19 protein-coding genes and 1 pseudogene are annotated in these 22,704 nt (G+C 53.7%); 10 read left to right on the top strand and 10 right to left on the bottom strand.

Going from position 1 to position 22,704, the window contains the following annotated elements; all coding sequences use genetic code 11:
* The 4 genes and pseudogenes from H627_RS0108210 to H627_RS0108195 all read right to left on the bottom strand — a co-directional run.
* Positions 1-204, bottom strand: a pseudogene (locus H627_RS0108210) (IS21 family transposase); the annotation flags it as partial.
* 124 nt (positions 205-328) lie between these two features.
* Positions 329-529 (bottom strand): hypothetical protein, encoded by a 201-nt coding sequence (locus H627_RS0108205; protein WP_027828568.1) that lies wholly within the window; start codon positions 527-529, stop codon positions 329-331.
* A gap of 229 nt (positions 530-758) precedes the next feature.
* Positions 759-1,874 (bottom strand): UDP-galactopyranose mutase, encoded by a 1,116-nt coding sequence (gene glf, locus H627_RS0108200; protein ID WP_027828567.1) that lies wholly within the window; start codon positions 1,872-1,874, stop codon positions 759-761.
* A 13-nt stretch (positions 1,875-1,887) separates the two neighbouring features.
* Entirely contained in the window at positions 1,888-2,889 is a 1,002-nt protein-coding gene (locus tag H627_RS0108195; protein ID WP_258457338.1) for a glycosyltransferase family 2 protein, read from the bottom strand.
* A 144-nt stretch (positions 2,890-3,033) separates the two neighbouring features.
* On the opposite strand from H627_RS0108195, the gene H627_RS0108190 reads away from it, so the two are divergent.
* Positions 3,034-4,224, top strand: coding sequence for an MFS transporter (locus H627_RS0108190; protein ID WP_027828565.1), 1,191 nt, complete (start codon positions 3,034-3,036; stop codon positions 4,222-4,224).
* A 62-nt stretch (positions 4,225-4,286) separates the two neighbouring features.
* Here H627_RS0108190 and H627_RS0108185 read toward each other — a convergent pair whose 3' ends face one another.
* The 3 genes from H627_RS0108185 to H627_RS0108175 are packed head-to-tail and all read right to left on the bottom strand — an operon-like array spanning position 4,287 to position 6,634.
* A complete protein-coding gene (locus H627_RS0108185; RefSeq protein WP_027828564.1) occupies positions 4,287-4,652 on the bottom strand; it encodes a hypothetical protein in 366 nt (121 codons plus the stop codon).
* 29 nt (positions 4,653-4,681) lie between these two features.
* Positions 4,682-5,836 carry a tRNA epoxyqueuosine(34) reductase QueG gene (queG, locus tag H627_RS0108180; protein WP_027828563.1) on the bottom strand — a complete coding sequence of 385 codons (1,155 nt, stop codon included), beginning with the start codon at positions 5,834-5,836 and terminating at the stop codon, positions 4,682-4,684.
* 21 nt (positions 5,837-5,857) lie between these two features.
* On the bottom strand, positions 5,858-6,634 hold the full coding sequence (locus tag H627_RS0108175) for a tyrosine-protein phosphatase (protein WP_226999179.1): 777 nt from the start codon (positions 6,632-6,634) through the stop codon (positions 5,858-5,860).
* A 141-nt stretch (positions 6,635-6,775) separates the two neighbouring features.
* On the opposite strand from H627_RS0108175, the gene H627_RS0108170 reads away from it, so the two are divergent.
* From H627_RS0108170 to H627_RS17560, 3 genes are all read left to right on the top strand, one after another.
* A complete protein-coding gene (locus H627_RS0108170) occupies positions 6,776-7,921 on the top strand; it encodes a glycerate kinase (RefSeq protein WP_027828561.1) in 1,146 nt (381 codons plus the stop codon).
* 63 nt (positions 7,922-7,984) lie between these two features.
* Positions 7,985-8,494 carry a universal stress protein gene (locus H627_RS0108165; protein ID WP_027828560.1) on the top strand — a complete coding sequence of 170 codons (510 nt, stop codon included), beginning with the start codon at positions 7,985-7,987 and terminating at the stop codon, positions 8,492-8,494.
* A 12-nt stretch (positions 8,495-8,506) separates the two neighbouring features.
* Positions 8,507-9,499 carry an EamA family transporter gene (locus H627_RS17560; RefSeq protein WP_051225292.1) on the top strand — a complete coding sequence of 331 codons (993 nt, stop codon included), beginning with the start codon at positions 8,507-8,509 and terminating at the stop codon, positions 9,497-9,499.
* Between the two features lie 68 nt (positions 9,500-9,567).
* Here H627_RS17560 and H627_RS20420 read toward each other — a convergent pair whose 3' ends face one another.
* Positions 9,568-9,741 (bottom strand): hypothetical protein, encoded by a 174-nt coding sequence (locus tag H627_RS20420; protein WP_169449871.1) that lies wholly within the window; start codon positions 9,739-9,741, stop codon positions 9,568-9,570.
* A 309-nt stretch (positions 9,742-10,050) separates the two neighbouring features.
* On the opposite strand from H627_RS20420, the gene H627_RS0108150 reads away from it, so the two are divergent.
* Positions 10,051-10,554 (top strand): hypothetical protein, encoded by a 504-nt coding sequence (locus H627_RS0108150; protein ID WP_027828559.1) that lies wholly within the window; start codon positions 10,051-10,053, stop codon positions 10,552-10,554.
* A gap of 77 nt (positions 10,555-10,631) precedes the next feature.
* Here H627_RS0108150 and add read toward each other — a convergent pair whose 3' ends face one another.
* Both add and H627_RS0108140 read right to left on the bottom strand, forming a co-directional pair.
* Positions 10,632-11,672, bottom strand: coding sequence for an adenosine deaminase (add, locus tag H627_RS0108145; protein WP_027828558.1), 1,041 nt, complete (start codon positions 11,670-11,672; stop codon positions 10,632-10,634).
* A gap of 61 nt (positions 11,673-11,733) precedes the next feature.
* A complete protein-coding gene (locus H627_RS0108140) occupies positions 11,734-15,402 on the bottom strand; it encodes a lectin-like domain-containing protein (RefSeq protein WP_027828557.1) in 3,669 nt (1,222 codons plus the stop codon).
* A 238-nt stretch (positions 15,403-15,640) separates the two neighbouring features.
* Between H627_RS0108140 and H627_RS0108135 the strand changes: the two genes are divergently transcribed.
* From H627_RS0108135 to H627_RS0108115, 5 genes are all read left to right on the top strand, one after another.
* Positions 15,641-16,939: a pyrimidine-nucleoside phosphorylase gene (locus H627_RS0108135; RefSeq protein WP_027828556.1), complete on the top strand. Its 1,299-nt coding sequence runs from the start codon at positions 15,641-15,643 to the stop codon at positions 16,937-16,939.
* Between the two features lie 117 nt (positions 16,940-17,056).
* Positions 17,057-18,205 carry a baeRF6 domain-containing protein gene (locus H627_RS17555; protein ID WP_035440376.1) on the top strand — a complete coding sequence of 383 codons (1,149 nt, stop codon included), beginning with the start codon at positions 17,057-17,059 and terminating at the stop codon, positions 18,203-18,205.
* 93 nt (positions 18,206-18,298) lie between these two features.
* Positions 18,299-19,459 (top strand): metallophosphoesterase family protein, encoded by a 1,161-nt coding sequence (locus H627_RS17550; protein ID WP_051225291.1) that lies wholly within the window; start codon positions 18,299-18,301, stop codon positions 19,457-19,459.
* A gap of 112 nt (positions 19,460-19,571) precedes the next feature.
* Positions 19,572-21,497, top strand: a complete 1,926-nt coding sequence (gene asnB / locus H627_RS0108120) for an asparagine synthase (glutamine-hydrolyzing) (protein WP_027828555.1) — start codon at positions 19,572-19,574, stop codon at positions 21,495-21,497.
* Between the two features lie 218 nt (positions 21,498-21,715).
* The gene (locus H627_RS0108115) at positions 21,716-22,690 is read left to right on the top strand and encodes a hypothetical protein (protein WP_027828554.1); all 975 of its coding nucleotides are present in this window, start codon (positions 21,716-21,718) and stop codon (positions 22,688-22,690) included.
* The last annotated feature ends 14 nt before the right edge of the window (positions 22,691-22,704 follow it).

Raw genomic sequence — 22,704 nt, 5'->3', positions numbered from 1 at the left:
CTCTCGGATGAGCCCTTTGAACGGATCTAATTTACTGGGCCGTTTCAGTTTTTCTGGTGGCTTGGCAGCTGGGTTGAGGCTTTGTTCGTAGTATCGTTTGACCGTTCGTGGGTCGGTATCGAATCGCCGGGCAATCTCGGCAAAGTTAGGTTTAATTTTATTCATCAGGTGCTGGTGGACGCAGTGCTCAACATCTAAACGCATATGGGATTCCTCCAAATTCAGTATGCGTTTAAGTGTACTAAAAAATGCAGGAAATCCGACATTTCTTAATCGGCAATTTCCTACATTTTACCGCCGGCGTTAACAACGGGGACACGCCTTTTACTTATTGCTTCGGTTCTTTCTTCGGATGATAGGTGACCATGGCGATGATGAATTGCACGACCACATAAAGTACGATCAGCACCACGATCACTGACATGATCGTGACCAGAATGCGGACCGGCCAGAATAAGTGCATCAGGATCAAAATGATCACGTTGACTAGGATCACTGACAACCAATGGTTTCTTTGTTTATGAGGCATCGGCAGGACTCCTTGGCGAGACTGTTTGCCAGTAGTCTACCGCTTTCTTATTTTTGAACAAAAACAGGGTCGTTCCTACTGAAAGGATACGATCCTGTCCATTGCTTGGGGGCCTTGCGCTTGAGGCGGCCCAAGAGGGGGAGCACTGCGCGTATACAGGGATTTGATCCGGGCACTAGTCGCAGAATAGCAGAAAGCGGTTACTTACGTCAACTTTTTTGCTTAGCGGTTACTTGAAAAGCTGCTCATTCCGCGCCACTTGCAACGCCGCCGCGATCACCTGGTCCATGTTGTAATATCGATACGCTCCCAGCCGGCCGCCAAAAATCACCTTGGGGGCCGCCGTGGCTGCATACTGGCGGTACTGCTGGAACAACGCATCGTTCTCGGGATCATTGATCGGATAGTAGGGCTCCGCCCCCGGCGTCCAGATTGCTGGATATTCCCGGGTGATCACCGTTTGCTGGCGGTTGCCGGCACCAAATTCGAAATGCTTATGCTCGATAATTCGGGTGTAAGGCGTCTCCGCGTCAGTATAATTGATTACCGCGTTGCCCTGGAAGTTCGGCGTATCCAGCAGCTCCGTCGCAAAGCGGAGACTGCGGTAACCCAACGCGCCGAATTGATAATCGAAAAAGGCATCGATCATTCCAGAATAAACGATCCGGTCATAGTCCGCCAGATAAGCCGCTTTCTTGGTCAGAAAATCCGTGTTGAGCTGAACGCTGATCGTGGGCAGTTTCAGCATCTTGGCCACGATCTGCGTGTAGCCGCCCACGGGGATCCCTTGATGGATGTCACTAAAGTAGTTGTTGTCATAGGTAAAGCGGACTGGCAGACGGCGGATGATAAACGCGGGCAGATCAATGGGTGCCCGGCCCCATTGTTTGGCCGTGTATTCCTTGATCAGCGTCTCGTAGATGTCTGTGCCCACCAGGGCGATGGCCTGTTCCTCCAGATTGTGCGGCCGGCGGGTGGCACCAGCTTGCTGCTGCTCGGCAATCTTCGCCTGGGCCTCAATCGGGGTCGTCACGCCCCACATTTGATGGAAGGTATTCATGTTAAACGGCAAGTTGAATAACCGGTCATGATAGTTGGCGATGACCTGATTCGTGAATCGATTGAAGGTGGCAAATTGCTGGACATACTGCCACACGCGCTCTGAGTTAGTATGAAAAATATGGGCGCCATAGCGATGGACTTGAATCCCCGCCATGTCTTCTGTATAAATATTGCCGGCGATGTGGTCCCGCTTTTCGATCACCGTGACCTGATCCCCCGCCAGGGCCCGTTCCCGGGCCACGACGGCCCCGAACAGACCGCTCCCCACAACCAATAATTTCATGACTTTCTGCTCCCTAATTAAAGCTGTAGAAACGTTGCAGCATATGGTAGACCGCCAACGACATCCGCCGACCGACCCGGCCGGGCAGGGTCACACCCCAGCCCACCAAGCTGTGCCGGACCTTGCGATATAAGGCCGGATCCGCCCGGGCCATGAACTGCCACAGGGCATGACGCTGAGTCAGACTGGCCATGGAGCCCTCGTTCAGCAAAACAATGGACGAAATTCCCGTCACAATGCCGACGTAGGACTGCATGTAGCGGGCCAGGTGGGGATCGGTCAGGTGCAAGTCAGCATAATAGGTGATCATGGCGCGATTGACTCGCAGCTGCTGTTCGATCCGTTTGACCATCACCTTTTCATTCACCGACTGATCCGCCCGGCCAATGAAGTAATGATATAAATCAACGTCTAGATAGCGCATGGTCCGGACATGGGGCAGGGGTTCAAAAACAAACAGGTTATCCACGTAGAACGTATGCCGGGGCAAGGTTAGATGCATGTCTTGAAGAATGGCGGTGCGGAAAATAACGGAGTGCATCAGGATATATTTGCCCGGCTGCAGCTTAACGTCCTGCCAGGTAAATTGCCGGTTCTGGGGCAGTGCCCGGCGGAACTGCATCACCCGCTTGTGCTTTTTGCCGACTTTGTCATAGACATAATTGAAAATCAGCATGTCGAACGTGTTCGCAGCTAACTCGGCCAAGACTTTTTGCAGGGCCGCCGGGTCCAGCCAATCGTCGCTGTCGACCACTTTGAAATACTTACCCTGAGCGGCTCGCACGCCCGCATTGATTGCCGCCCCGTGGCCGCCATTGGGCTGGTGAATGACGCGAATACTTTCCGGGAAGCGGGCCGCATAATCATCAGCGATTGCTCCGGTCCGATCGGTGGACCCGTCATCCACGATGATGATCTCCACCTGCGGTCCGCCTGTTAACAAAGCGTCAATACAGCGATCCATGTAGTCTTCCGAATTATAGCAAGGTACAACGGCACTTAATAAGGTCACGATTTTAAACTCCTCAGCGGGGCCGTGCCCCGGTTAATCAGTGCTAAATGTACTTTCATTCTACCAGAAACTGGCCGCGGACATTGTATTCCCGTTTCCTTTCTGGTAAAAATAGCAGTATCGCAATATTTCTGAAGGGGTGGACCCATGCAAGAATTGAAACTCCGCTGGCTGCTGACGGGATCGCTGCTGAGCAGCATCGGAATGAGTTTTATTTGGCCGTTGACTAGCATTTATTTGCATAATCGGTTGGGCATTTCGCTGACCACTGTGGGCGTCGTGCTCCTGCTGAATTCCTTGGCCAGTGTGGCCGGCAGTTACGTGGCGGGAATGGCCTATGATAAAGCTAATCCTTACTGGCTGCTGTTGAGCGGCGTGGGGACAGCCTTTGTCACCCTGGTCGTGCTGGCCTTGCATCACGGCTGGCCGATGTTTGCCGTCTTGCTGTTTGTTCTGGGCATCACCTCCGGCTGGAACCTGACCCTGGTCAACGCCATCGGCACCGGAATTCGCCGGTATGACGGCCGGTATGTGTTCAACATGCTGTATTTTGCCCAAAACTTGGGTGTGGTCGCCGGCACAGCCATTGTCGGTTATGTTTACCACATCAGTGTAACGCTGCTGTTCGCCATTGCTGCTGCCTTGTTTGCCTTCTTTTTCGCCCTGGTATTTTTCACTTATCGGCCAGTGGGTCACCGGGCCGTCCGGGTTCGCCGGGCAGAGAGTGCAGGAGACCCGCAGCCGCTTCGGCTGCCCAAATGGAATCGCATTGTCCTGATCGCCTTCTTTGCGGCGTTATTGATCATTTGGACCATGTATCAGCAATGGGTATCTAACCTTTCCGTTTACATGACCGATCTCGGCATTCCGCTGAGCCGCTACAGTATGTTGTGGACGCTGAATGCCGGCTTGATCGTGGGTATTCAGATTCTGCTGAATACGTTGTCGCACAGTGGCAAGTATTTGATCTATCAAGTTTTCTTCGGCATCACGATGGTCGCTTTATCCTTTGTTGTCTTGATTTTTGCCAAGAGCTATGCCTGGTTCGTCCTGGCGATGACGGTCCTGACCATGGGCGAGGCCACTGCTTTCCCGGCGATTCCCGCTCTGGTCAACGATCTGACACCATTGGATTTGAAAGGACGCTATCAAGGCATGGTGAATGCCTGGGCCTCTGCCGGCCGGGCATTGGGGCCGTTGTTTGGCGGGGCGGTGATCGACGCCACGTCGTACACAACACTGTTTATCGTCGCCACCGCTGCTGTGGGGGTCGTGCTGTTGGCATTGGCGACGCTGTGGCTGCTGGTACACCAGCGATTGACGGTGTTTAATTATTGAAGAAAAAAGGCCGCACCAGCATCCCTCGTGGGGATGCTGGTACGGCCTTGCTGATTTAGCCATTAATCCACAAAAATGATCTGAAATTCTTTCTTCTCCGGATACACATTCACACTGCAGTGCCGGTTCAGATCCAGCGTGATCCGCTGGGCAAACGCGACTTTATCGTCAAACGCTTTGGCGTTGGCCGTGAAGTCGTTTTTCTGATAGTCATAATTTGCCGCGATAAAGGATGCATCGGTGACGAAACGCAGGTTATTCTCATCATGGTGCGCGCCGGGTTTCAGCACCGAGTCGATGTAGTGATAAATCTGGCGCGGCGTGAAATGCAGCGGCGTCTGTAATTCCGTGGTGATCTTGAAATTGGTGACGTCATCGATCATCGCGTCATCCACGGTGACCTGGGTCAATGCTTGATAGAGTTTCATAGTAAAAATTTCCTTCCCCAAATACAGTATTAAGCGGGCAATGCCGCGATGGCGCGCAGCGCCTGCTGGAATTCGGCCTGAGCATCCGCGTCAGTTTCTTTGGCTAAGGCAGTGGTGAGAAATGCGCTGATTTCAGCGTTCTGATTTTTCAATAAGTGACCCACCGCCCAAGCCGCCGTGCCCCGGATCACGGGGCGCGGATCCTTGTCGATCACTTCCAGCAGCTTCGGCACCGCGCTGCGATCGTGCATATTGGCCAAAGCAATGATGGCGTTGCGCTGCAGCGGTTTCTTGCCCCGCCACGCGCCCGCCAGCGCACCGAATTTCTCTTTGAATTGCTTGTTCGAAATGTCCAGCAGCGGCACAAGTTCCGGACTGACCGCCTCAGGATCGGGTTCCATGTCCGGGTGGAAATGGGTGTCTTTACCCTTATTGAACGGACAGACCAGTTGGCAGATATCGCAGCCGTAGATCACGTTACGGATCATCGGCCGGAACTCGGCCGGCATCATCCCCTTGGTTTGGGTCTGAAAGGATAGGCAGCGCTGGGCGTTGAGATGGCCATCGCCCAGCAGCGCTGAGGGCGGGCAGAAGTCAATACAACGAGTGCACTCCCCGCATTGGCAAGGAATCGGCGTATCCGGCGGGAAATCGATGTTGGTGATGATCTCGCCCAGATAGACCCAGGAGCCGAATTCTTTGGTGATCAGCAGACCGTTTTTGCCAATGAAACCCAAGCCAGCCCGCTGGGCCACGGCCACATCGACTAACTCGCCGGTGTCCACCATCGGTTTGAAGGCAATGCTGGCATCATCGCCGGCCAACTGCCGAATTTTCTCAATTAGCTGGGTCATCTTCGCGCGCAGGATCGTGTGGTAATCAGTGCCCCACGAGGCGCGGGCAAAATAGCCGCGTTTATACTCGCTGCGGGGCGCACGCTGGTGCATCCGAGTGGGATAGGCCAGGGCGATGGCAATGATCGAGCGGGGCTGGTTGAAGATCTTGTCCGGATAGACCCGTTCGTCGATATTTTGGTGTTCAAAGCCGCTGTTATAGCCCTTTTCCCGTTGGGCTACCAGACTGGGCTTCAGGTCGGTGAAGGGCGCGGCGGTGGTGAAACCAATTTTATCGATACCAATCGTTTGACTGGCGGCAATGATTTGCTGTTTTAAGTCGGCGTGCATGGCCTGCGCCTCCTTCCTGCCTTACTTCGTCAGGTATATCCGCTGCAAGTCGCGGATGTCGTCGTCACCTAGGGTCAAGACATCCCGCAGGTAATGCTGCACGTCGCCGCTCATATTCTTGATGGCGTGGCGGGCGGTGGCGAGATAGTCGGTGCTGACGGTGAAGAGCGCCTTAATGTTCGTGACCATCGTTTCATTCCCGCCATTCTTGCGTACCTCGGCCAGTACTTCAGCAACGCGGTTCTTGCTGGTCTCGTTAGTCAATAAGTAGTCCTGGGTGATGATGTCATCAGGGACGCCCAGGGCGCTGAGGAAAAAGAAAGCGCCCATGCCAGTACGGTCCTTGCCGGCCGCACAGTGGAACAGGACGGCTTCACCGTCTTTTTCGTTATCCAGCAGGGCATCGAAGAAATGCTTGTACGCGTCCTGGGCGTGGGTGGTTTGGACCATGTCCCGGTAAACCTGGAGCATGTGCTGGTAGCCGTTTCCCGGATCCTCACGCATCATCGCCTGCAACTGGGCGGCCGTTTTTGAGTTCTGGGTTTCATCTTCCGCCAAGACGGGGTTGAAATCGTAGCGTACCCCGGCGGGTACTTTATCCGGCTGATTTTTTCTTTCCTCCGTTGAGCGAAAATCCATGTCCAACCGGACACCGTAATCGTAGAGAAATTGCTGATCGTCAGGACTGAGCGTATCCAGCCCAGCTGAGCGGACTAATTTATTGAATTTCACCGTTTTTCCATCAACGGCGGGGTAGCCCCCCAACTCCCGATAATTGAACCCACTTGTAATTGGCAAGACGCGTTTCTCCATGTCTGCTGACCCACTTTCTAACGTTTTGTTATATCTCCAGTTTAGCATGGATAGCAGTCGTTTTCGCGACAAGGTACAATAGGGATAGTTATTTCTGAGTGGGTGGAATAGGGGGATGTGACGGCAGTGCGAATTATTGTGGCAGCGGATGCGTTTGCCAAGACGATTGACGGGGTGATGACGAGTCAATTGCTGGCGGATGGGGTGCAAACGGCAGCACCATTAGCGGAAGTGGATGTTTGGGCGTTCCCGCCGGCAGGGCGGACATTGCATGCACTGCAGCGGGCCCTGGGCGGTGAATTTCAGGAGACCCCGGTGGTGGATGCGTTTTGGCAGCCCACCCGCTTAACCTATTTAGTAGTGGGGGAAGGCAGTCAGCGGACGGCCTATGTGGAGACGGATTGGTTATTTCCGGGGCTCAATGAGGGGACGGCCGACGAAGTATATAATGCCACCAGTTTTGGCTTGGGCGAGGCGCTGCTGCATTTGATGATTGCTGGCATGCCGCATATTGTCTTAATTATCGGCAAGCGCATGATTTGCGACGGCGGGATCGGCATGCTGCAGGCGCTGGGGGCCGTGATCGGTGATGATCAGGGCCAAGACGTGGGCAGCGGCCGCAATCCGTTATTGGTGATGCAGGGCATCGACGCCAGCCGGCCAGCGCTTTTGCTGCGCAAAGTGGATCTCACGATCATGACCGACAATTACTTTACGTATACCGGAAAGCAGGGCTTTGTCGGGTTATTGGCGGCGCATCATCATTTCACCGCGGCCCAGCAAAGGGAACTGAATCGGCAATTGGCGGCGGCTCAGCAGTTGTTGGCTGATACTTGTCATATCCCCATTCGGGATGTACCGGGAAGCGGTGCAGGCGGCGGGATCGGCGGCGCCCTGCTGGCCGTCGGTGCCCGTCAGCCGGTGGATTTTGCCCCCTGGCTGGGGGAACAGGTCGGCTTTATGCCGGTGCTGGCCCAAGCAGATTTGGTGATCACCGCGGCGCCGGTCTTAACGCCGGTGATGGGCTTGATGAGCGGCGTGGTGCCGCTGGCCCGGGTTGCCCAGGCCCATCAGGTGCCGATCGTGCTGGCCCTGCAGCCCGACCACACGCCGGATCCCGGCCTCAGCGAGCTGTTTGCCGATATCTATTTGACCCGGGTCACCGGCTTGATGGGCAGTGAGCGCAGCGGGGTCTGGCGGCGCGGATTGAAGGTTGCCGGCAGTGAACTCGTGACCCGCTTTGAGCAGCGCCGCCAAATGGCAGAAAAATAAACTGCTTGCGCCCCTTTTACCGGTGTTCTATGCTAAAGTGAAGTTGGAAAGGATGGGAGAAAAATGGCACAAGAATATCACAACATTTTAGTCCCCTTGGACGGTTCTGCAGAGTCCGAGCGGGCGCTCAATAAAGCCGTGGCCGTTGCCCAGCTGAACCATGCCCATGTCGATCTCCTGCACGTACTGGATACGAAGCAATTCGTTGGCAGCTACGGCGGTATGATCACCGAAGATACGATCTATCAATTGTCCGAGGATGCGCAAAATTACTTACAGAATATTGCGGATAAGCTGAAAGAAGAGGACGGGTTCACCGACGTCGCGATCCACGTGCGGTTCGGCAACCCCAAGACGGTCATTGCCAAGGACTTCTTGGAGGATCACCACAATGACCTGATCATGATTGGCGCCACCGGTTTGAACGCCGTCGAACGGCTGCTGGTCGGTTCCGTCACGGAATATGTCAATCGTCATGCGTTATGCGACGTCCTGGTCGTCAAGTCCGGCTACGCCAAGGCCCAGGATGAAGCCCGCGCAGCGAAGAAAGAAGCGGCGAGAACGCCGAAGTAATCAGGGAAAATCATGAAGAAAAGTCAATATGGGATTTTATTAGCCGGAGCCGCCGCCATGATGTGGGGTGTTTCCGGCCCGATGTCGCAGTTATTGTTTGCCACGGACCATGTGTCTGTGCACTGGCTCATTGCGTCGAAGATGATTCTGGCTGGCATCATCGTAGTCGCTGGGGGCTTTTTGACCCAGAAAGACAAGATGCTCGGCATTTGGCGCAGCTGGCACACGATTCTCGCTTTGCTGGCTTTCACCGCTGTCGGCATGGTGTCCATGCAGTTTATTTACTACCAGGCCATTGCCGTGTCTGACGCGGCCACCGCGACGATTCTCCAGTTCATGTCGCCTATTCTGGTAGTCGTGTATTTGGCTTTTGCCGAACACAAATTGCCGTCTCGTATTGACATGAGTGCTGTGGTCCTGGCGATTCTGGGGACCTACTTGATCGTCACGCGGGGACACATCGGCCATTTGGCTGTGACGCCCGTGGGCTTGTTCTGGGGGATTGCCGCCGCCTTTGCGGCAGCGGTGTATACCCTGGGACCGCGGAACTTGATCCGCGAGTTCGGCGCGATTTCCACGGTGGGCTGGTCCATGCTCATTGGCGGCATCGCCATGGCCCCGACCGTGCCGGCTCAGGAATGGATCCCGCATCTCAGCACGCCGGGCTTGCTGGCCTATCTCTTTATCCTGATTTTTGGGACAGTGATTGCCTATGCGATGTACTTGGGCAGTCTGCGTTTTACCAATGCCACGGTGGTCAGTGTCCTGGATTCCTTCGAACCCCTCGGCGCGGCAATCCTTTCCGTGGTGATGTTTAACCGGCACTTCAGCATTGCCGAATTGTTGGGCATTTTACTGATCATCATGACGGTGGTGGGCATGTCGTTTCTGCCCCAGCGCAATGTGCAAATGGCTCAAGCCGCTGCGCGTACCGCGCCAGTCCCGCCGAATCTGCAGCCGGCGGCAGCACCGCTGCACCGGGAACGGCGGATGGCGAAACCATGATCTGAATACAGAAAATAACAGCGCTGGTCTCTGATGAAAATCAGAACCAACGCTGTTTTATACTTGGCTTAGTAAGTGGTACCGTTCAGCAGATTCGGAACCCGCTCGACCCGCTGGTCGGCGGTCAGGGCAACGATGTACCCATTCTTTAAGTGCATCGTGTAGGTGACGTAGGGCTGCAAATTGAGAGGACGGCCGCGATAATCCACGATGGGCAATAGTCTATTATTCACAGTTGGCATAGGGACCGCTTCCTTTCCGGTAACATGCCTCGTCATTTCTCTATCCACTTATATTTTATAAGTTACCAGTGATGGAAGCAAGAAGAAAGATTGCAAAATACAGTTGTAAAATATGACGGAATTATGCTGTGGCCCGTGGGCGTAGCGTGGGCCGGATGAAAAAGCTACCCGGATGTAACCAGAATGTAAAATAACGCTAGTTTTCAAGAACGGGATGTAAAGTTTGCTTACACTTTTATCCCGGGGGCAGCAAGGAGTCGGTTGCGGTATAATGGTTTTTAAGAAAGTGTAACGAGGAGTGGATAACGAATGGAAGCAACTGCAATCAGTGAAATGGCTGACTGGCTGGAAGACCATGTGGACGATATCGTGGGTAAGAACACGGCGCTAGATACAGACAAAATTTACGCGTTATTAGATGCCCTGAAGGTCCTGCCGCGGCCGGTGGCGACTTATTTGGAGATGACCCAGGAAAAGTATTACGAGGACGGCTCCAGCCATGACCTGGATCTGGATGGCGGCAAAGCCTTAGTCGGTGAAGTACACGATCGGCTGATGGTGAACCACGTAGACGGCACCCTGCCGGAGAATCAGATCCGCTTCACCTACAACCACGAGGACGTTTACCAGGATGGTTACGCGCCGCGCCGGGATTGTCAGATCCTGATGTATGCACTGGAAGTGCTGGGTGCCGTCGCCGGGGTCCATGGCTTTGATTTGTTCGCGGACAACGTCAAGAGCGACGCCGTTGTTTCCATTGCGCTGTCGGCCAAAACGCTGGCCGATTGGCAGCAGCAGACCGCCACGGTTTAATTATAGAAATAAGAAAGGCCGCCGAGAAAGTCCAACATTGGATTTTCTCGGCGGTCTTTTAGCATAGGTCCATCCGGTTAACGTGCGGGCAATGCCAGCTGGGCATAGTCTGCTTTCAATTCTTTGGTCACTGCATCGATCGTGGCTTGGTCCGCGAAAGCATGGGCCATGGAAATCAGATTGCTGCGTTGGAAATCAGCAGCTTCCAGGCCAAACTCTTGATGGAACAGCATGTATTCCCGGGTCAGGTTGGTGTGGGACACCGTGCGGTTGTCGGTACTGATGTTGAAGGGTACATTCGCTGCCACCAGATCCCGGTAATGGAAATGGGTGATGTCCACTGCCGCTTTGGTTTGCAGGTTCGACGTCAGACAGATCTCGAACAGGGTATTTTGCGCGTGCGCCAGGGCCAGTGCATCGGCGTGACCATGGATTGCCGTGCCGTGGCCAATCCGCTTCGCCCCCAGCTTGATGGCCTCCACGACATTCTCCACACAGCCGCATTCGCCGGCATGGAACGTCAATGGAATCTGATGGGCAGCGGCGTAGTCAACGGCCGGCTGCATCGTCCGCGGCGGAAAATGGGCTTCGTCGCCGGCAAAGTCCACCCCGACCACGCCCCGGTCCCGCAAGCTGTTGGCCGCGGTGAAAGCCGCAATGGCCCGGTCAATCGGCTGCTGACGCATGCCGCAGACCAGAATCCGGGTGGTGATGCCCAGTTCGGTTTTCGCTCGTTCCAGCCCTTTGGCTACGGCGATGATCGTATCCGCCTCGGTCATGCTCTTGTCGGTGGACAGGGTCGGGGCAAAACGGACCTCCAAGTAACGGACATTTTCCCGGGCTGCTTGGGCAGCCACATCGAAGGCCGCCAAAGTCAGCGCCTCGGGCACTTGGAGCAACGGGCCGATGAAATCGAACCGTTCCAAATACTCGCCCAGGGATTGGACATTAGCCGGCGCAATGACTTTCTCCGCCAGTTCCGCGTCCGTGGCCGGGATTGGAATATGCTGCATGTCCGCAATTTCCCGAATCGTTGGAATCGAAATCGATCCGTCGAGATGACAGTGTAATTCAACTTTTGGTAACTGATGGGCAATGGTTTCATTGAAGCCAGACACAGTTGGGACCCCCTTGCATGTTTGTGCACAACTATAACACGCGGCGGGGGATATTTCACGTTTATAGACCGTCAGTAAGAGTATAAGTTACGTCCGCCGAATACTTTTGGCCGGTCAGGATGCCCGCGGTATTAGGGACATGAAGTACGGCGGTGTAGTTCTGGGTGTCTGCCAAGCCTGTGTCGTTGGTCAACTCAGGGAGGACAGTACTGCCACCTTCGCCAATCGCAGGGATGTCGTGGCTGCCTAACCGGAGGATGAACGTGTTGACGGTCGAGGATCCCGCTGCAAACGGAGTCACTTGCACAGTGACTTGGGACTTTGGATTGTACACGGTCGTAATCTTGATGGGTACTGCGGGCTCTGCAGGTTTTGTCCCGGCGATGTCATCGTGACCATCATTCGGGTAGTCGCCAGCGGCGAGCCGACGTGTGCCAAAGTCGAGGCTGCCGGAGACGGCGATGGCGGTTTGCCCTGTGATCGTGGTGGGCATCCACAGAGAATAGGTGGCATTGTCCTTCGGGTAACTGAAGCGCAGGTAACCAGTGCCGGTTGTGCTCTTGGTATTAGCGGCATAGTCCTGGTACCTGATATTCAACTGGCCTGGGTGCTGTTTGTCAATGAATTTGGTCAAGTCGGCGTTGGTGTCCGAAGGCTTGCTGGTGCCTTGGTCAAAGAACTCAACGGTTGTTTTGGCTGCATCAGCGGCGGTGAACGGGACGGTTGCGCCGGAGTCTAGGGCCAGTGTGCTTAGTTTAGTACGCAAGTCAATGGCGTTTCCGTTACCGTCTTTCGGGGACGTGATCGTGATCTTATTCGGGTCGTCCTTGTCTACTGCAACAGACAGCGCGATGCCGGGTACGATCATGTTGGTCTGGTCAATTTTAGCGATGGCCGCCGGACCAATGATTCGGGTAGGGATTCGAGTTGGATTAGCATTCCCGACTGCTGGTTCGTTGTTGGAAATGTCGAACTTTTGTAACTTGGGTGCGGCGGGCTGGCTTAGAAAAGCGGCGAGATCGCTGTCCTTTGAATTAAGACTAGTCAGTTGTGCCGATTCCAGTCCATCCTGGGTAGCCGTAAAGGTTGTCAGCGCCGGCAACTCCGGTAGCTGATTGGTTGCCGGCGCGGTGGGCATGAACACTTCCTTGGGATAGTTGGACAGGGTCAGGGTGGTCAACGTTGCGGCCGGTGTACCAGCCTGGCCGCGATCAGTGGCAAATGTCGTGAGCAGGCGGCGGAAGCTGTCCTTGACCTGCTCGGCGGCAGCGTTTGTGCCAGGAGCATCGAAAGTTTGCAAGCTGGTTGCGTATTCCAGGCCGGTGGGATCCTGGGCGATCGTCCACTTTGAGGCAGTATCGGTAAACGACTGAAGATTCTTCATCATTGATTTTTGAAGCACTGTATCACTGGTGATTTTAAGTTGCTTAGCCACTGACTGGGCCAATTCTTGGCTTGGCATCCAAACGTTAAGCGGCTCGTACAGAACGTAATCGACCACCCACCAGTAGGTAATCCCCTTAGCATCTTTTCCAGAATACAGCACGCCCACATGCACTGAATCGCTGCCGGTCAGTTTCTTTTGGCCGCTGGCAGTGAGCTCAGCCGCTACTGTCGGCAGCATATTGGCGACAGTTGTTCTGGTGATGGTGATGTCGTTAGACAGCAGTCCGTCGGGTAACTGAATCCGTTCAGCGGTGTCCACCTGAGTTACCCCGGCCGGCAGATGAAGCTGGCTATTTTTAAAGACAACACGATTCTCTTTGCGGCCATTCATCTCAATGGGCTCTTGAGCAATTGTCTGAGTACCGCTAACTTCTATGTGTCTGATTGTTTTTGGGGGCTGGTTTTCCCAGTAGCTGGTCGGCGGTTGCGGGGTTGTTGATATATCCTGCTTGTACGTATCCTGAGCCGTTGTTTCAATCGCTCCGGTCAGTGGAATGATGGGGTTAAGCGTTAGTTTAATTTTGACTGTGTTGGGCTGGGAAAACGCTGCGGTACCGAACAGATCAATTGGCCCAAGCGTCACCTTAGTGTGGCCGTCATTTTCTTGGCTGGTAGTGATCGGAATCACGCTACCGTTTTGATCAATTGCAGTGGTCGTAGTTGGCAGTAAACCAGCCGGCAGCATGGTCTGGACGGTGACCTTGTTCCAAGAATCCGGAGCAGACTTCGGCAGAGCCAGTGTATACTCATACGTAATCGGCGTGTTCGGCTGGTCGACGACCAATGTGTCCGTATCGTTCGCAATGCTTTTCTGCCCAGCCGCGATACTCGCCGCCACCGTAGGATATGAGTCGATTTTTTTATAATACACGTTGAGCCGCCGATACGGGGCTTTGTAAGTATCCGTGAACGTATAATTATCACCTTTTATGGTTGGGTCAACTTTCACTTTCTGAATGGTCGGAGAGCCGTCATAGGTCTCCAGAGTAGCGTAATCAAATTTGTAATTACCCTTTAATGCATCTTTGGTACGTGTATATTTTCCGGGAATGTCAACAGTAAATTGGGTGCCGCTCGTCACTAAATCATCGGAGCCTCCTTGGTTAATGGCATCTTTGATTGTCGTCCCGTTTTCGTCCACGAACCGCGTCGTAAAGGCCCCTGGTTCAGGTGTATATTCTGCATAGAGATTCCTGATAGCCTGATTAGCCGTTGAGGATCCATTAGAACCGGCAATATTGAGGGCAAAATAGGGCTTGTTGTTGGTTTTCTTCTTCATTTCCGCAATATCGATCCATGCCGTCCAAGATTTGTTGAGATTGGTATAAGTGGTATCGCGGTAGAGACTTACAGTGAATGTGCCGATGCCGTTAGCAACTTGATAATCGATTTGCACATTGTGCCATTTACCGTCGGCTAGATCAGTGGTGAGCCGAGCAGGACCATCGATCACCTTGCCCGGGATTCCTAACGTGTTTATTGGAACACTTGGGAGCGTGTCTTTTACGTTGTTTCTGAGGAAAAGGTGGTTGGAATCATGATCCATGATTTTCAGGTAACCCGCCTCATTTGTTTCAATAAATGAGCCATATGGTGCGAATATGTTCAGATTTTGGTCCACGGTCCCCCAGACCGCACCGCTGCTGTTATTTTGGCGCAGGTGCTCAGCGTATTTGACCGTATCAGTGTAAGGGTTGATCTGACCGGCAACATAGGAAGGCGTTCCTGGTTTAGAGACTTGAGTGGCCCATTTTCCGAAGCCAAACTCTGTATCGACATTGGTCCCATTAGTAACCATGTTATCAGCCTGGTTGGTGTAATTATCAAACTTAAACCCCAATGCATTAGGCAGCCCGGCAACCCCCATGTTACCGCCAAACATACCAACTGCACCGAGTTGACCCGGATATAGGGCAAAGGAGATACCATCACCTTGGCCGGCATTGTTACCCAGCAGCATGGAGTACTTTAAATTGAAGCTTTTGCTGAAATCTAGCCGGTTGTTCAAAGTCACGGCCCCAGCTTGGTTGACTTGGGCCGGCGTTAAGACCACTTGCGACCAGCTGCCATCAGCAGCCCGTTGTACGGAAGCATCACCAAAGGCCGAAAAAAAGTCCTGCGTGTGGGCGGGATCAGCGACAATTGGGCTGGCATCCGCAGCGAATACTATCGGACTTTTATAGACGCTTAGCCAACCCGATAATAGTGAAAAAGCTAGTAAGACCGAACTTAATAAATGGGAAATATAGTGGGAATTATGGTGGGAAATATGTCCTCCTAACATTTCTATCTTCCTCCCCTGATTTTTTGTGCCTTTAGTATAGCACAGAAAGGGCATTCATAGTGATGAAATTATTATAACTATATTTATATAACACTCAAAAAATACTAATTAAAGAGTAAATGCCGTTGCCGACCCGTTTTCAAGAACGTACTTTTTTGTGCAAGACGTAATCTTTTCCCACTGCGGAGAGATGATATACTGAAGTCAGCAGAGTTCGATAGAGAAAAGGGGAAAAATCATGCGTATGGTGGACATTATCCAGGCCAAACGGGATGGCTTGGCATTAACGAAGGAGCAAATCGATTTTGTGATCACCGGCTACACCCGGGGGGACATTCCGGACTACCAAATGAGCGCGCTGCTCATGGCGATTTACTTCAAAGATATGAGGGCCGTGGAGATTGGCTATTTAACGGACGCAATGCTGCATTCCGGGGACGTGCTGGATCTCAGCACGATTCCGGGAATCAAGGTCGATAAGCACTCTACCGGCGGCGTGGGGGATAAGATTTCTATTCCGTTGGCGCCTTTAGTGGCGGCGGCCGGCGCAAAGAATCCGATGATTTCCGGCCGCGGCCTGGGCCACACCGGCGGTACACTGGACAAGCTGGAAGCCATTCCGGGATTTGACGTGGACCTGAGTGAGGCCGACTTCATCAACGAAGTCACCCAGATCGGTACGGCCATCACCAGTGCCACGGGCAACCTGGCGCCGGCGGATAAGAAGATTTATGCACTGCGGGACGTGACCGCGACGGTGGAGGCCATTCCGCTGATCAGCAGTTCCATCATGAGTAAGAAATTGGCGTCCGGCACCGACGGCCTGGTCCTCGACGTGAAGACCGGCAACGGGGCGTTCATGAAGACGGAAGCGCGGGCGGCGGCCCTGGCCCAGGCCTTGGTGCGTATTGGTCATTTGGCCGGCATCAAGATCATTGCGCTGATCACGGATATGTCTCAGCCGCTGGGTTACGCCATTGGCAATGCGCTGGAAATCGCTGAATCCATCGATATTTTGAACAATCAAGGGCCGGCGGATGTCCGGGAACTGACCCTGACCTTGGGCAGTTATATGCTCATGCAGGCAGAATTGGCCGATGATTTGAGCGGCGCCTGGCATATCCTGGAAGCCAGATTGGCTGACGGCAGCGCACTCGCCAAATTTAAGGAAATGATCATCGCCCAGCACGGCGACGCCGGCGTGGTGGACGATCCCACTAAGCTGCCCCAGGCCAAGCACGCGATTCAGGTGCTGAGCGGCCAGGCCGGGGTGGTCACCGGGATGGATACCGACCAGCTGGGGATCGCCAGCATGATCCTGGGCGGCGGTCGGCAAAAGAAGGGCGATGTCGTGGATCCGGCGGTCGGCTTGATGCTCCACAAAAAAATCGGCGACTCGGTGGCGAATGGTGAATTATTGGCCACGATTTATGCTGAAGAACCCCAGCGGCAGGATGTTGTGGATATGGTTACCGGCGCAATCCACATCGGGGATGCAGCCAGTGCGCCAGAGTTGATCCACCAAGTGATTGAATGATCAGAAATCTCCATTTTCCCAGTCAAAACGTTCGCCACTCGGCGTGAAACCTGTTATGCTGGTATTGGAAGCAGTACCAGATGCTCCCCAAAAAAAGTGATAGATAGGGGCGGTTTTATGAGTTTACGTGATGATCTGCAAGCACTTGTGCAAGATGTAGGCGTGCATGGCCCATTTGTTTCACTGTTCATGCCGGTGCATCCAGAAGATGTCACCATGGAGAAGGATCGGGCCCAGTTCAAGAGCTTGGTCTCCCAAGCCCAGACCGAGTTCGGCGAGCGCTTCCCAGATGCCGAATGGCGTCCGTATGGTGAGAAGTTTGCCTTGATCCTGGCTGAGCGCCAGCTCATTAGTGGGACTAATACGAGTATGGCCATCATTGCCGGACCGGATCGCGTGTATCAATACTTCATGCGCCTGCCGTTGAATCCGGAAGTGAAGATCACTGAGAACCTGTACGTTTTACCAATCATTGAGAATGATCAATACAATATTAATTACGACCTGTTGGCTTTGGAGAAAGAAAGTTTCCGGGTATTCTCCGTTCATGGCCACGATGTCACTGAAGTGGATCTGCCAGACAAGGCACCGACCAAACGGTCTGCCGCTATTGGAACTGAATTGAAGAACGGCAGCGACTTGCAGCGGTCCAGCGGCACCAAAGGCAGTTCCGTCTTCCATGGCCGGGATCCTAAGGAAGAAGCCGATCGGGCCGATGAGGAACGCTACTTCAAGATGGTTGACGACTGGGTTCGGGCCAACATTTCGGTACCGACCCATGCCCGGGTTATCTTAATGGCCGTTGATGAAGTCCAAGGCGAATACCGCAAGATTTCCAAGAGCGGGGTCCTGATGGATCAGCCGCGGGTGGCGAAGATGCCGCCTAAGCTGACCAAGGATGTGCTGCATGACATTGCCGTCGACTTGGAACAGGAGTTGCGGACCATGGCCAAGGGCCAGTTGCAAAAGGCTCTGGACGACGCCCGTTCCGGCAACCGTTACAGCTCTGCCACGCCGGACATCGCCCGGGCGGCAGTCGAAGGCCGGATCGACACGCTGGTGGTTAAGCGCGGCGCATCGGCCCACGGTGCCATCGGCTTTGATCACACGGTTGATCGCGAGAGCGAAGAAGCCCGCGCCAATAACCTGCTGAACGACATTGCCGTGGTTGTTCTGGGTTATGGCGGCCACGTCTTCGTCCAAGGCGATGATGGCTTCAAGGACAAGGAAGTCGCCCATGCTATTTTGCGGGGGCGGATTGGGTAACATTTAAATCTATCTTTTTTCAGAAAGCTCTGGCAGAGGCCAGGGCTTTTTTGGTTGACCGTGATAGAATTAAGAAAACGAGGAAGGAGCGTCATGATGGCATTCTTGAACAAAAAGCAGCAGGTGCCAGCCCCTAATTTGGATACGACCCCGCGTGCGTGGGTGGCTAAGGCACTGGTTCCATTCCAAAACCAGTTGAGCCAGCTTACTCGGCCAGGAGAGACAGCAAGCTTGGCCGTGATTACCGACACCCACTACAAAGCCGGCTTCAGCGCCACTCTGTATGGGGTTAACGGTTTGCAGCACACCAAGGAATTCGTCGCGGACGTGGCCAGCCAGCCGGGGGTAGACGCCTATGCCCATCTCGGTGATTTGATCGACGGCAGCGAAGCTCCGGACATGTCCCGTCAGCACCTGCAAGACATTGTCGCCGCCATGGACCAGAACTTGGGCAAGCCGTTCTACATCGCCAAAGGCAACCACGACGATAACGATAAGTTCGACGAGCACCAAGTCGCGCGCCGGGCGAGTTTTCAGCAGACTACTTTTGCGGACGTTGTTTTTCGCGCCGATTACCGGCAACCCCAACTCCAGCGCTTCAGTCAGCGCCATGGAGTCGCCTGGCTGGACGTGGGGCCGGTGCGTTTTTTGTTCATCAATACCAGCGACATTCCTTACCGCTTGAATCGTTTTGGCATTAAACAATATGATGTGAAACTCAATCTGGCGGTGCGTGAAGCGCAACTGGCCGAGATCATTCAGATTCTGCAAATGTCTGACGATCGGGCGATCATTGTTTGCGGGCACGGCAATCTCCTGAAAGCTAACCACCAAAATGGCCTGCATTACAACGGGCCGACCGTCCACGAACTGTTTCGGGCGTTCAATCTCCATGCCCAGGGGCACATCGACAATCACGCCAAGAATCCGGATTTTCAAATTACGCTGCCCTTTGACTTCACCCATATCCGCAACGCCCGGATCACCGCCTATGTTTGCGGCCACCGGCATATTGAACAGACTTTCTTGGACCACGATATTCGCTATTTGCTGCTGAATTGTGCGGCCATCAGCGGTCGCGGCCACCAGTTGACCACTGGGTATAATGCCCGCTGGGACCGGCAGTACGGCCAGCCCAGTGAATATGCCGGCTACACGCTGGTCGCCGACCCGGCCAACCGCCAGCTGTCCGTGTTGGGCTATGGCGCGGCTACCCCCTTGCGCCAATTTGCCATGTGGTTTCCTGAGGCTTAAAGTGGGCTGAGAGGGTTCCTGATTGACATCAGACCAAGTGTCCTTATAATTTGTAGGTAGTCGAAAAATTGTTATTGGGATAGTTTAAGAATATATTAAGGAGTTTTGCCAAATGTGCGGAATCGTCGGCTTTGTCGATAAAACCGTCCTTGATAAGAAACCGGTCATCGAGGACATGATGGAAATGATCAAACACCGGGGGCCAAACTCCTCTGGGGAATACATCAACGACCAGATGGCGCTCGGCTTCCGCCGCCTGAGTATCATTGACTTAAAGGGGGGCACCCAGCCGATCTATAACGAAGATCGCAGCCGGGTGATCATCTTCAATGGTGAAATATATAACTACGCCAGCATCCGCAAGGACCTGATCGCGGCTGGCCATATTTTTACCACCCATTCCGATACTGAAGTCCTGCTCCATGGGTATGAAGAATATGGCATGGAAGGGTTATTGAAGAAAATCCGGGGGATGTTTGCTTTCCTGATTTGGGACGACAACAACAAGACCCTTTACGGGGCCCGGGATTTCTTCGGCATCAAACCCATGTACTATTATAAAGACGGCGATACCTTCATGGTCGGCAGCGAAATCAAGGCGTTTTTGAAGCACCCGAATTTCAAGAAGGAATTAAATAAGAAAGCCCTCAAGCCGTATCTGACGTTCCAGTATTCCGGCTTGGATGAAACGTTCTTCAAAAATGTTTACCGCATCCCGGAAGGCCATTATTTCACATACCATGATGGCGACTTGAACATCAAGAAATATTGGGATATGGAATTCAAGGCGAACAGCCTGAGCCTGAATGACACCATTGATGCCATTGACAAGTCCATCCAAGAATCCGTGGAAGCCCATCGGATTTCCGATGTACCGGTTGGTTCACTGCTGTCCAGCGGGGTCGATTCCAGTTACATCACGAGCTTGTTACGGCCGGAGCACACGTATTCCATCGGCTTCGACGACAAGAAATACCATGAAGGGACGGCTGCCAAGGAATTGGCAGACAAGCTGGGTTTGGAGAATACCTCTGACGTGGTGACTGCCCAGGAGGCATTCAACAACTTCCCGCTAATCCAATATCATCTGGATGAGCCCGATGGCAATCCGTCCTGCGTGCCGCTGTACTTCCTGACAAAGCTGGCGTCCAAGGACGTCACTGTCATTTTGTCCGGGGAAGGCGCTGACGAGTTGTTTGCCGGCTATGCTGACTACGGGTTCCATTCCAAGTCCCACATCATCCGGGCCTTCTCCGACGGTTTGCGCCGCCTGCCCAAGGGTGTGAAGACCAAGCTGGCCCACAGCTTAAAGAAAATGCCGAACTTCCACGGCCGCCTGCAATTGTACACAGCGACTGCTCCGGCTGAAGAATTCTTCATCGGCCAAGCTCGGATCTTCAACGAAAACGAGTCCGACAAGCTGCTGCAGCCGGCGTTCCGGCAGAGCGAACCAGTGCATGATGTGGTCATGGATAAGTACAAACGGGTGCGTTCTTACACCGATGACGTGAAGAAGATGCAGTATTTGGACCTGCACCAATTCATGGCCGGCGACATTTTACTTAAGGCCGATAAGCTGAGCATGGCCAACTCGATGGAGCTGCGGGTGCCGTTCCTGGATAAAGAAGTGGCTAAGGTGGCTGCCGGCATTCCCACGAAGTACCTGCTGAACAGCAAGGACTCCAAGTATGCCATGCGCGAAGCCGCTAACCGCCACTTACCCAATGAATGGGCCAGCCGGCCCAAGCTCGGTTTCCCGGTACCCGTTGCCGCTTGGCTGCGGACCGAGAAGTTCTACAAGGAAGTCCGCAATCTCTTTGCTCAGGATTGGGTCAAGGAATTCTTTGATCAAGACGCCATCTTGCAGCTGATCGATGACAACTACCAAGGCAAGATCGACGGCCGCCGCAAGGTATGGGTCATCTATACCTTCCTGGTATGGTATAAGGTCTTCTTCATCGATGACACGATTCCCCAGTTCATTCCAGATCCGGCCAAGAATCAACAGGCCGCTCCGGTCGCTGCTGCGGCAGACTAAGCGTTAAGAAATCTTAAAGGACAGCTCTGAACCAACCGGTTCGGGGCTGTTTTTGCTACGCGTGGGAATACCGCTTAACTTGCGCCAGGCCGGTGGCGTTGATAGAATCATAATGTCATGCTATTAAGAGGGTATACTATCATGAGGGTATGCTATTAAGAGGGCATACCCTCATCAAGATATGCCGAAAAAAGCAAAATTAGCCGAGGAGAATCGTAGTGAAATTATTCATGAAACGGTTGGGTATCGCCGTTGCGGCCATGGCGGTGTTGGGCGTAGGCTTCTTAGTCATGCTCAAAGCCGGCCGGTTGGCGGCCACCCACAATAGCAACAGTGCCCGCAATCACATTTATACGACCTTGAAGCAGAAGAATGCCTATCGTTTCCCCACCGGCAATCTCACGGTGCTGACCAGTGACGGCAATGCTTTGCTGAAACCGGATCTGAGTTTTAAAAAAGTGAAGAACAAGAAGCATCCGGCGGTGGGCTACCGCATCTTTGCGGCGACCGTCAATCCGATTTTGTTCACCAGCGAAGTGCATATTCCAGCCAACCTGCGCAGCGGCGATCTGATCAAAATCCAGCTGCCGTTCCCGGCCCGGATGCTGGGCGGTTCCACGAAGATCACCCTGCATACTGCGCAGACCGATGTCCGCTATACCGGCAATAATTTCGGCATCATCGGCGACAGTCGGACGTCGAAAGAAATCGGTATCATGGTGGATTATGCCTACAAACCGAATAAGAAGAAAACCAAACGCAATGATTTTACCCAGCTGAAGCCGGCCGCAGGGACGACCGTTCCTGTTACCATTAGCACAGAACGGTCTCAGCCGACTCCGGGGATGCAGTCGGCCACGATTCGAGCTGAAGCGGCGGATTCTTTGAACTGGAAAAAGCCAAATTACCGGGCGGGCGAGCGAATTTTGAGCTTCCATGTGTTGGCCTATCAGGCCGAACCAACTTTGGCCGAATTGAAACTCACCCAGGACGGTCAGGACATCAGCAGCAAGGTGCAATACACCCTGGCCCCGGAGAGTACAAACCTCACGGGCTTGCGCCGCTATACGGTGACCCTGACGGCCGTGGCGGCTATCACTGGCGCCCCGGTCACCGGCCAGTTCCAGATTCACGGCGATTTGGCCCTGAGCCGGTATTATCCTGGCGATAGCTTCTCTCAGTATGGGTATTAGAAAGGCGGGCGCAT

This window comes from Schleiferilactobacillus harbinensis DSM 16991, from assembly GCF_000425885.1.
Taxonomy (GTDB): Bacteria; Bacillota; Bacilli; order Lactobacillales; family Lactobacillaceae; genus Schleiferilactobacillus; species Schleiferilactobacillus harbinensis.
This window is presented reverse-complemented; position numbering and strand designations above follow the sequence as displayed.